Raw genomic sequence first — 11,584 nt, 5'->3', positions numbered from 1 at the left:
TCAACGCCTGCTTCAGACGAGCACAGTGCCTGATACGCCCCAACCGTTCCCTGCCTCGGCCTAAAAGGCCAAAACGCATGCCTCCTTCAGCTTATAAAATGTTGTGACCCGCTTAACTTAACGACATTGATTCCTCATTCGTCATTCGTCACTCCGCCGCCTGCTTCAGCGCCTTGATCGACGGCGCTCCCTTCAGCTTCTCCAGCTCCGCGGCCACAATCTCCGCGCGCCGCGCCGCCTCCAGCCGGTCCTTCGCCTTCGCCAGCACCGTCGCATGCTGTGCCGCGCGCAGCTTCTCCGCGGTCGGAGACCCCGGGTTCTTGTCCGCTCCCGTCGCCGCCCAGTCCTCCGCAAACGAGTTCACCATCCGCGCCAGCTCCGCATCCGTCTGCTCCAGCTTCTGCATCACCTGCCGCACCTCCGCAGGCGTCGCCTCCCCTCCCGCTCCGGCAGATGATCCATGCCCGCCCCCATGGGATGAAGGCCAGAAGATCAGCGCCAGCAGTCCCCCCATCACCACCACCACCACGCCCAGCAGCAGCATGAGCTGCTGCTGCTGCGTCAGCCGCACCGCCGGCTTTTGGGGCGGCGCCGGCGGCCGCTTTTCCTTCTCCTTCTCCGGCGCCGGCGGCGCCTCCTTCTCCGCATGCTGCTTCATCGCCGCGTTGATGTACGCGCGCAGCTCCCCCGCATCCTGGTAGCGCTTCTCCCGGTCCGCATGCGTCGCCTTGGCAATGATGTCATCCCAGCGCGTCGAAACTTTCGCAAACTCCGTCACCGAGCGCCGCGGCTCCTCCGGCACCCGCCCCGTCAGCATCTCATACAGCACCACCCCCGCCGCATAAATGTCCACCCGGTGGTCCACCACGCTCCCGCCGCGGATCTCCGGCGCCGCATAGTCCGGCGTGCCAAACGGATTTTCCTCCTCCGCCTCCCCCGTGTTCGGCCGCGCCAGCCCGAAGTCCGCCACCTTCACATGGTCCGCGTCATTCACCATGATGTTCCCCGGCTTGATGTCCCGGTGAATGATCTGGTGCTCATGCGCAAAGCTCAGCGCCTCGCACAGCTGCATCGCCAGGTTCGTCGCCTTCCTCAGCGAAAGGCTCCCCTTGTGAATCAGGTCATGCAGCGACTTCCCCTCGATCCACTCCATCACCAGGTACAAATGCCCGCCGCCCGTGATCCCAAAGTCATACACCCCCACAATGTTCGTGTGGTTCAGCTTTGCCATCGCCCGCGCCTCCACGCGAAACCGGTCCGCAAATTCCTTTTCAGCCCCAAACTCCGGCGGCAGAATCTTCACCGCCACCCGCCGGTCCAGGCTCTCCTGATACGCCTTGTACACCGCCCCCATCCCGCCGCAGGCCGCCAGCTTCTCAAACTTAAACTGCGGCAGGTACGCGCTCATGGCTTCGATGCTCGGAACATCAAACGACGGTGGCTCAGCGGAGACGGTTTCTTCAGGCATGGCCGCCACTCATACCCGCCCGCCCTCGCCGCCGCCACGAAAAAAATCCTAGCGCGCCACCTGCTAATGCACGCTCACAGACAGCGCGCCCCCAGATCCCCCGTCCCTCCAAATCACGATCAAATCCTCGCCTTCAGCCCCCCCCGGCCACCATCACTCCCCTTCCGGAAATCATAAATCATAAATCATAAATCGTAAATCATAAATCATAAATCATACATCCCTCACTTCACCGGCTCCGCCATCGTCGCCCCCGCCGGCGCTGCGGCCGCTCCCGCCGTGCCAGACACATTTTGCTTCAGCGCCTTCAGCGACGGCGCCGTCTTCAGCTTCGCCAGCTCCGCCGCCACCGCCTCCGCCCGTTTCGCCGCCTCCGCCTTGCCCGCTGCCGCCCTCTCCCGCGCCGTCTGCAGCACCAGGTCGCACTGGTCTGCGCGCAGCTTCTGCGCCGCCTCGTCCGCGCGCGTCTGGATCGCCTCCCTCTGCGCATCATACGTTTTGCGCAGCGTCTTCAGCACCGCCGGCCACAGCAGGTCAGGTTCTCCCAGCGGCTCACGGTTCGCCACGTGCGAGATCTCGCTCAGCACAAAATCACGCTGCTGCAGCACCACCCCGTTCAGGCTCCGCTGCAGCGCCGGGATGTATTTGTCCGCCAGCTCCTTCATCTCCCCTGTCATCTGGATCTTCTCGTCCGCCGCCCACTCCGCCTCGAAATCCACCACCATCTGCGCCAGTTCCGCATCACGCTCCTCCAGCCGCAGGATCGCCTCCAGCGGCGTCTCCGGCGCCGCGGGTTTGGCCGGCGCGCTCGGCGCCGCCACCGCAGGCATCGGTGCAGGTGCGGGCGCCGCTGGCGTCGGCGCTGGCTCTGCAGGCGCAGGCGTCGGCGCGGGCACAGGCACAGGCTCCACAGTCACCATTTTCTCCGGCTTCGCTTCAGGCTCCTTCGGCTTTACCTCAGGCTCCGCCGCCGCCGGTGGCGCCACCACCACCACAGGCTCCTTCTTGGCCTTCTTCTTCGGCGCCTTCTCCGCCGGCTCTTCCCCCGGCTCCGCAGCTTCTTCCCCCGCCTTGCCCTTGGCCGTCGCCACCTCCTTCTGCTTCTCAGCCACCGGCGCGTCCGGCCCTCCTTTGAAAATCACTCCCAGCACCACGGCCGTCACCACCACCGCGCCCATCAGCGCCAGGTTCAGCGGCTTCAGCAGCCCCTTCAGCTTCGGCCCCTCCTCCACCACCGCCACCACGCCCACCGCCTCCGCCGCCTGGTTGATCAGCGCCGCGATGCGCGCCCTCAGCTCCCCCACATCCTGAAAGCGCTGCGCCGGCTCCGCATGCATCGCCTTGTCGATCACCTCATCCCACTTCGTGGAAAGCGGCGCATACTCCTTCACAGAGCGCCGCGGCTGCTGCGGCACCCGCCCCGTCAGCATCTCATACAGCACCACCCCCGCCGCAAAAATATCCGCCCGCTGGTCCACCGCTCCCTTCCCCAGAATCTCCGGCGCCGCATAGTCCGGCGTACCATACGGATTCTCCTCCGCCTCTCCCGTGATCGGCCGCGCCAGCCCGAAGTCCGCCACCTTCACCTGATCATCCTCGCTGATCATGATGTTCCCCGGCTTGATGTCCCGGTGCAAAATCTTGTGGTGATGCGCAAACGCCAGCGCCTCGCACAGCTGCATCGCCAGCGTCGCCGCTTTGCGCACCGGGATGCTCCCTTTCTGGATCAGCGTGTGCAGCGTCTCCCCCTCCACCCACTCCATCACCAGGTACAAATGCCCCTCGGAGGTGATCCCGAAATCATACACCGCCACGATGTGCGTGTGGTTCAGCTTCGCCATCGCCCGCGCCTCGGACTTGAACCTCTCCGCAAAGTCCTCCTGCCTTCCAAACTCAGGCGGCAGTATCTTGATCGCCACCAGCCGGTCCAGGCTCACCTGCCGCGCACGGTACACCGCCCCCATCCCTCCAAACGCCGCCAGCTTTTCAAACGCATACTGCGGCAGCAGCGCGCCCATCTCCTCGACGCTCGGTACGTCAAATGGCGGCTGGTGCTGGGCGGGGGTGTTCTCGGACATGCGGAAAAAGCGGCGGATTGTTACCGATACGTGCCTTCTCGGCGAGTAAAATCACCGCCTCATCGCTTTGCCATCCTTTGAGCATGAACCCCATGCCTCGCCCGTGCCCGCCCCGCACAAAAAACGTCTTCGCACGAAAAGCGCCGCTCATCGTGCCCCCCTCTGGTACTTTTATCCTTCGCACACAGGCCCGGCACGTTTTTGGCGCGGATTATGCATAGCACTTCAGTCGCGCCAAATCCCCCGGTGCACGCATCTCAGTCGCACACCTCCTCATCCCCCTTCTCGTCCTATGCCACACTCCCCTGTCTCAGAAGAAAAGCTCGTCGGCTTCCCCGCCCGCTGTCTTTCCCTCCGCCAGAAGCTCCGCGTCTCCAGGCCAGAGCTCGCCCACTGGCTCGGCGTCGGCCGCAGCTACATCACCGTCATGGAAAAAGGCCGCCAGGCCCCTTCCCGCCCCGTGTTCCAGTTGATCGAAAAACTCGAAGCGGCCGCCAACCTCAAACAGCTCGCCATGCACATGCCCCAGCCCGACTCACCCGCCCCTTCCACCGAAATGGCAGGCCTCCCCCCCGCGGCCCTCGAAGCCCTGGATCGCCTCGTGCAGGAGCAGCCCCCGGAAAATCCCGCCCCCTCTTTCTCCCCCGCACCCGCCACTGCCATCACGCCCCCTCCCGCGCCCGTGAAGAAACCCATCACCCGTGAAAAGACCGCCTTCGCCCTCCGCGTCGCCGCCCTTCGCGAAAAACTCGGCCTCTCCCGCCCAAAGCTCGCCCAGCGCCTCGGCGTCTCCCGCCAGTACGTCACCAAGATCGAAAACGGCGCCCACGCCTCCCTCCCCGTCATCAAGCTCATCGAAAAACTCGAGGCCGAAGTTCAAAAAACATCCGCCCCATCCACCACCACCATCACCGCTTCCGCACCAGAGCCCACCATCACCACCAGCAGCGCAGCACCTCAGCCCGCCCCCGCGGACACCCCCGCCTTCTCCATTCCCGCCCCGCCGGCCCCCGCTCCGGTGCCAGGCATCCCGCGCATCACCGCCCTCCCCGTGCTCACCATCCCCGCCGCGCGCGAGCTCACCGCCCCCTCCCAGGCCGCCTTCTCCGCCACCGAGCACTTCGCCTTCACCGTCAGCGACCCCGACGCCTTCGCACTCCGCCTCGCCGGAGACGCCATGCTCCCCCAGCATCACGACGGCGAGCTCGCCGTCCTCTACCCCAACAGCCTCCCCCACACCGGCAACCGCGTCATCGCCCGCCTCCACGACTCCCTCGGCGGCGATGTCCTTTTCCGCATCTACAGCACCGCCGACCACGGCCACTCCATCGTCCTCTCCAGCCTCAATCCCCTCTACCCTCCCGTCACCCTCACCCCCGCCGAAATCCTCTGGCTCTACCCCGTCGCCACCACCGTCCGCCAGATGCTCATTTAGCTCCGGCCAATTTGAAATTCTCAGTTTTCAGTTCCCAGTTTACAACCTTCAGTCCTTCGAAGCCTTGGCGTAGAAGGATCCCCACCGCCCTCTTGCCGTCCCCGGCCTTCAGCGCGAATAAGTGCCCATGCTCCCGCGCACTCTCGCCCTCCTCTTCCTCTCCGCGGCCTCTCTCGCCTTCGCCTCAGACGTCGGGTTCCCCGTCGTTTCAGACGTAATTCTCTCCCCCTCGGGCCCCATCAAAACACCCCAGGCGGCCCGTGACGCCGCCCGCCCCCTCCCCAAGCCCGCACGGATCATCGTCTACTCCGGCACCTACACTCTCACCGAACCCCTCACCCTCGGTCCAGCCGACTCCGAGGTACACTGGAGCAGCGCCTTAAGCGACGACAACCCCACCTTCACCGCCGGCAAACCCATCACCGGCTGGCAGCAAACCAACGACGGCAGCGGCCTCTGGAAAGCCACCCTCCCAGAAAAAGACAAAGCCTGGACCTTCGAGCAGCTCTGGATCAATGGCCGCCGCGCCACCCTCGCCCGCTCGCCCAACAAAGGCTACTTCCACATCACCGAAGCCGTCGGCGCCGGCGTGTTCCCAGACCTCAGGGAGAACATGAACTTCCACGCCTTCTCCATCGCCCCGGAGCAGTACGAAGTTCTCAAATCCATCCCTCTCCCCGAGCGCGACTCCGTCCTCCTCACCGTCACCCACGCCTGGGCCGTGGGGCAGTGCCGCATCCAGGACATGAACGACGACACCCTCGCTGTCCGCATCAAAGGCCGCTCCCGCTACCCCTTCGTCGAGTTCGAGCCCGACCAGCGCTGGTGGGTCGAAAACTTCCGCGCCGCTCTCGACTCCCCCGGCGAGTGGTTCCTCGACCGCGCCAAAGGCGAAGTCCTCTACCTCCCCCTCCCCGGCGAAGACATGACCAAGGCCGAGGTCATCGCCCCCGTCGTCGATAAATTCCTCTCCATCAAAGGCGCGCACGATGTCAGCTTTGAAGGCATCTCCTTTCAATACAGCAATCACCTCTACCCCGCCGACGGCCTGCACGACACCCAGGCCGCCACCACCACTCAGGGCAGCATCGAAGTCGAAGACTCCAGCAGCATCCGCTTCATCCAGTGCGAAGTCGCCCACACCGGCCTCCATGCCCTCTGGTTCGAAAACGGCTGCTCCAGTTGCTCCGTCACCCACAGTCACCTCCACGATCTCGGCGGCGGCGGCGTTTACGTGGGCGAGACCGCACGCCCCGCAGACGAGCGCGTCAATCACCACATCACCATCACCGACTCCATCATCCAGCACGGCGGCCGCCTCCACCCCAGCGCCTGCGGCGTCGTCTTCACCCACACCCAGCACTGCGCCGTCCGCCATTGCGACATCGCAGACCTCTACTACACCGGCGTCAGCGCCGGATGGAACTGGGGCTACGGCGACACCGCCTCCCGCGAGACCACCGTCGAAAACAATCACATCCACCACCTCGGCTGGGCCTACCTCAGCGACATGGGCGGCTACTACGGCCTCGGCACCTCTCCCGGCACCATCGTCCGTGGCAATCACGTCCACCACGTCGCCAGCCATCGCTACGGCGGCTGGGGCCTCTACAATGACGAAGGCAGCGCCGACACCCTCATGGAAAACAACCTCGTCCACGATACCTGGAACGCCGGCTTCCACCAGCACTACGGCTACTTCAACACCGTCCGCAACAACATCTTCGCCTTCGGCCACACCGCGCAGATTCAGGCCTCCCGCAACGAAGCCCGCCTCCGCTTCCGTTACCTCAACAACATCGTCGTCTGGGACCCCGCCTCACCCCTCCTCGACGGCGGCGAATGGAACTGGAAATTCTTCGACAAAACCGACCGTGGCGATCCCAAGGACAGCCTCGTCTTCCGCAAAAATCTCTACTGGCCCACCGACGGCAAAATCCCCGCCACCCTCACCAAATCACACTTCACCTGGGACGAATGGCGCAAGATGGGCCGCGACAAAGACAGCCTCTTCGCCGATCCCCTCTTCGAAGACCTCGCCGCCCGCGACTTCCGTCTCAAGCCCAACTCCCCCGCCGCAAAGATCGGCTTCAAGCCCTGGGACCTCACCCTCGCCGGCGTTCGCAAAACCGACACCGCATGGCGCTCCCTCGCCGCCGAAGGCCACACCTACCCCACCTGGGACACCGACGCCAAACCCTGGCCCGCACCACCCTACAAAATCCAGCAAAGCTTCGAGACCACCGCCCTCGGCGCCCTGGGCATCCGCGGCGCCAAATACACCCACGAAAACAAAGGCGAATCCATCGGCGTCACCGATGAAGTCTCCTCCCCGCTCTCCCTCGGCTCCAGGCGCTGCCTCAAGATCCAGGACGCCCCCGACCTGAAGCACAGCTACGATCCCGTCCTCGACATCTACCCCACCACCTGGGACGCCGGCACCTTCCACATCGAGTTCGACGTCATGGCCCAGCCCGGCGCCGACTGGTTCTTCGAAATGCGCGGCAAAAACGGCGACTTCGGCAGCGGCCCCTACCTCCGCTGGCAGAAAGGCCAGCTCGCCGCCAGCACAGACGGCAAAGTCCAGCTCACCCAGATCCCCGCCGGCGAATGGTTCCACGTCTCCCTCACCGCCACCACCACCTCCGGCACCTGGTCTCTCGAAATCACCCGCCAGGACGACACCAGGCAGTCCTTCCCCGACCTCAAGTGCAAACCCACCTGGACCTCCGCCAGCTACCTCCTCTTCAGCGCCCTCGGCACCACCAAAACCGCCTTCTTCCTCGACAACCTGAAGTTGGAGCAGCTCAAATAACAACGAGCAGCCAAACGCCAGTCATGCAGATCCCTGAATCAAGCCCACCCCCATCGCGGCTTTCATAGACTGCCATCTCAAAAGAAACGCGACAGCGTCTTGGACTGCGGTGGCAAAGATGACTGGGCATCGCGAAGGCGACAGCAAAGTGGTCCGCACAGTCCTCTGTGCGGTATCTGGGCCGCCGTGCACGCTCGAACCGCACAGAGGACTGTGCGGACCACTATGTGCGCCAGCCTTTGGCTTGGAAAAGCCTGTGCAGGTCCGCAAGGCTATGAAATAATTTTAAATGCTCTAGGATGATCGGGGCACCTTATGCCACCACTCGCTGTGAACATCCGCCCGCACCTCGCGAAGCGCGCCGGAAAGCAATCCTCTGTGCAGCTCGCAAGACCGCTGACGCACGAGCCCCAGCCTCTCCGCAAAACCAGTTCCATCATCCGCTCATGAGGTAAACAGAAGCTCACGACAAATCACGCATACCATCCTCACCGAACCGCGTAGCGGTGGCATAACCGTAGCCGTGGGTGCAAACCCACGGTTTGCGCATTCACGATCGTTTCCAATCCGTGGAACCGCGTAGCGGTGGCACAAATCTCCGAGTTCGCCCAGCGCATAAATGCCATTCCCAATAAGTTGCGCCCATTCGCGTTGGAAACTTTGGATCCTTGACATCAATCCGGCCTCATCAATCCCCATCTCCCAGCCATCACAAAACGCCGCGTCCTCTCCGTCCTTCTTGTCCTTTTGGTCCTCTCCGTCCTTGAATAAGCGGTCCTCTTCATTCCACGCGCTGAAGGTCCGCAGTCGGCAAGTTCAGGACTTCTTGCCCCTCGCTCACCTCCTTCAAACGCGCCCTGAAGGGGCGCAGGACTCAGCCCAGGGCGCCGTCGCGCAGCGACAAGCCCTGGGTCCGCACACACACCACACCTTCCCCAAGGTCGCGCCCTGAAGGGGCGCGGGAAAACGTCCGCCACGATAGAACGTTATCGGCTCCCATCCCGCCTTGCCATTTTCCCCGCTCCCGATTTATCATGCCCGCAGCGGTATAAATCATCCATCCCAATCGGCCCAATCATAAAACCCCGCACCCTCAAACCCATGCCAGCAAAAAAACTCGCATGCGCCCTTCTGGTACTGGGGACATTTTTATCCGCCAAGCTCAATGCCAGATCTTTGGCGCTGAATTCAATTGAGTCACTAACTTGTGCGTCTCAAATCGTGGCAATCGGCACACTCAAGGAAATCAAATCGGTCAAAGGCCCCGACAACAGGGTTTTCAAAGACTATGTCTTAACTGTGAGCGAAATAATCAAAGGCTCTCATGCCAAGGAGATCTCGTTTACGTACGATGATCCATACAGCATGGATGGGAAATGGAGGAAACCTGACCAGCCATTGCTCGTGTTTTTACGCCAGCAACAGGATCACCTCACGGATGAACAGGACCGTCCACCGACTGAAGACCATGACTTCCGTGAGACACGACTCCTCAAGCGCCTCATCCTTGTTAGTGACAATTTCTTCCCGAGTGTGATTCCCCTCGCGGATCTCCCCGGATATCTTTACGACAAAGACAAACACCAAATCTCGGATGGCCAAACGCTGCTTGCGATCTGCCGTCAATGGGCCTCCTCACCCATCAAACAAACGGTTCGGTGGGTCCAGGTCGACCCCGATGTGCTCAGCCCATTCATACCTTACTCCCTGATTGTCCCCGCCGAAGAAAAACACCGCCTGCTTTTTCTTCAGCACGCCAAATCCGATGATCCCACCTTGCGCCAAACCGCCGCCGAAGAGCTATGGAAGTTTCCCGGCGATGAATCCGAGACCGCGTTGCGTTCTCTGCTCAATGACACAACCGAAAGCATCTGGTCTCTAGGACGTGGCTATATCAGTCGCATCGAATACCGAGTGCGATCAGCCGCCGTCTCCAGCCTGAAAAAACTTGGCGAACCCGTTCCCGACCTCCTTCTGCAAAGGCCGCCAACCGCCGAAGAAAAACGCAAGTATCGACAGGACGCGTGGCAACAAAGCTTTCAGGGTGCCCTCGCTAAACAGCCCTGGAAAGTAGCCGCTCTTCGCAATGGCGAAGTGCACACCAAAGACTCAGTCGATTGGACCATCCAGGAGGTCGATCTCACCCAGGGCGAAGACAAATGCACCCTCCGCCTCGTGCCAGACACCTTCGGCACCGGTTTCGGCGGCACAATGAAATATATCGGCAGGGAAAATCCATCCAACTCCTGCTCCCATCTCTTCTACGCCTCTCCATCCATCTCACCCGATCTCGAAAAAAAGCTCGTTTCCTATTTCGGCCTCGAAGCTCCCCACTGATTCGCTCAACACAGGCAGTTAATTCGAAACATAGCCCCATTTATCGGCGCTGCACCCCAAGCCCCGCCCCCTCAAAAATCAAAAATCGATTGCTCATCAATCGCCAATCACTCCCACCCACCATCCTCACAAGCCCCCTGCACTAACGCGCCCCCTTTCCTCCCCAGCAGCGAAAACTTCCGCCCCTCCCGCGTGTTATTCGCCACACACCCACCGCGTACCACCGGCTCCCCAACAACCGTCAACCACGGTAAACAACCGTAAACTCCCCCCTCCCCCCTCCCCCCACCTCCCGCCGATGATCCGCAAACTCCTCTTCTGGTCCCACCTCATCATCGGCCTCCTCACCGGCCTCTTCATCTTCCTCCTCTGCCTCACCGGCGCCATCCTCGCCTTCGAACTCCAGATCGTTGACTACGCCGAGCGCGAGTCACGCGCCCTCCCGCCATTCCCAAACGCCCAGCTCCTCTCCCCCCAGGCCCTCCTCACCAAACTCGACCGCCAGACCACCGGCCCCATCCAGTACGCCGAATGGTTCGCCGACCCCGGCATGCCCGTCCGCATCGTCACCAAAAACCGCACCGTCGCCCTCCTCAACGGCTACACCGGCGCATCCCTCGGCAGCGGCGCCACCACCCTCCGCGCCTTCATGCTCTGGACCACAAAACTGCACACGAACCTCACCACCGGCCCCATCGGCAACTGGCTCATCTCCATCGCAAACGCCGCCTTCGCCTTCCTCATCCTCTCCGGCCTCTGGCTCTGGTGGCCACGCCAGTGGCGTTGGAAGGCCCTCCGCAACTCCCTCGCCATCCGCTTCGATGTCACCGGCAAGGCCCGCGACTGGAACTGGCACAACGCCCTCGGCTTCTGGTTCCTCATCCCCCTCCTCTTCATCTGCCTCACCGGCATCGTCATGTCCTTCCGCCCGGTCGATCAATGGTGGCGCAGCTTCGGCGGCACCCAGGTTTTAGGCCCCTCGATCGCCCCCACAAAACCCGCCCCGCACCCCGAACCCGCCACCACCTGGCCCGCCTGGATGCACCGCATCCAGCAGCAATACCCCGGCTGGCGCTCCATCCTCCTTCAAAACGGCGCCAGCCCCAATCAAAACGGCCTCCTCGCCCTCACCGTCAAATACGGCACCTTCCGCCAGGTCACACGCTCCCTCGACATCAAGTTCGACACCCGCGGCGGCCAGATCATCGAAGAACGCGGCTGGAGCAGCGGAGACGGCTCAGGCCGCGCCCGCTCCATCGCCCGCCTCGGCCACACCGGCGAATTCTTCGGCACCTGGGGCCAGTGGGCCGCCCTCCTTTCCTGCCTCGCCGGCCTCGTCCTCGTTTACACCGGTCTCGCCCTCTCCTGGCGCCGCTTCTTCCGCCCCGGAGCCCTGGCACAGTAAGCAGCATCCCGCTGCCACGTCCTGGTATCCCCCCCCCGGCGCCTCC

At 63.0% G+C, this 11,584-nt stretch carries 6 protein-coding genes; 4 read left to right on the top strand and 2 right to left on the bottom strand.

The genetic code is table 11. The features are described from left to right. Positions 1 to 148: 148 nt before the first annotated feature. A complete protein-coding gene (locus ACILSQ_RS10580) occupies positions 149 to 1,468 on the bottom strand; it encodes a serine/threonine-protein kinase (protein ID WP_395743582.1) in 1,320 nt (439 codons plus the stop codon). A gap of 224 nt (positions 1,469 to 1,692) precedes the next feature. Further along, positions 1,693 to 3,546: a serine/threonine-protein kinase gene (locus ACILSQ_RS10575; protein ID WP_395743581.1), complete on the bottom strand. Its 1,854-nt coding sequence runs from the start codon at positions 3,544 to 3,546 to the stop codon at positions 1,693 to 1,695. Positions 3,547 to 3,838: 292 nt separating this feature from the next. On the opposite strand from ACILSQ_RS10575, the gene ACILSQ_RS10570 reads away from it, so the two are divergent. From ACILSQ_RS10570 to ACILSQ_RS10555, 4 genes are all read left to right on the top strand, one after another. After that, positions 3,839 to 4,981, top strand: coding sequence for a helix-turn-helix domain-containing protein (locus ACILSQ_RS10570; RefSeq protein ID WP_395743580.1), 1,143 nt, complete (start codon positions 3,839 to 3,841; stop codon positions 4,979 to 4,981). A gap of 127 nt (positions 4,982 to 5,108) precedes the next feature. Further along, positions 5,109 to 7,796 carry a right-handed parallel beta-helix repeat-containing protein gene (locus tag ACILSQ_RS10565; protein WP_395743579.1) on the top strand — a complete coding sequence of 896 codons (2,688 nt, stop codon included), beginning with the start codon at positions 5,109 to 5,111 and terminating at the stop codon, positions 7,794 to 7,796. 1,101 nt (positions 7,797 to 8,897) lie between these two features. Then, complete coding sequence (locus ACILSQ_RS10560; protein ID WP_395743578.1) at positions 8,898 to 10,133, top strand: HEAT repeat domain-containing protein; 1,236 nt, start codon at positions 8,898 to 8,900, stop codon at positions 10,131 to 10,133. A gap of 298 nt (positions 10,134 to 10,431) precedes the next feature. Then, on the top strand, positions 10,432 to 11,538 hold the full coding sequence (locus tag ACILSQ_RS10555) for a PepSY-associated TM helix domain-containing protein (RefSeq protein ID WP_395743577.1): 1,107 nt from the start codon (positions 10,432 to 10,434) through the stop codon (positions 11,536 to 11,538). Positions 11,539 to 11,584 lie beyond the last annotated feature (46 nt).

The organism is Prosthecobacter sp., assembly GCF_044227185.1.
Taxonomy (GTDB): Bacteria; Verrucomicrobiota; Verrucomicrobiia; order Verrucomicrobiales; family Verrucomicrobiaceae; genus Prosthecobacter.
Note: the sequence above shows the minus strand (reverse complement) of the source record. Positions and strands in the feature narration are given on the sequence as shown.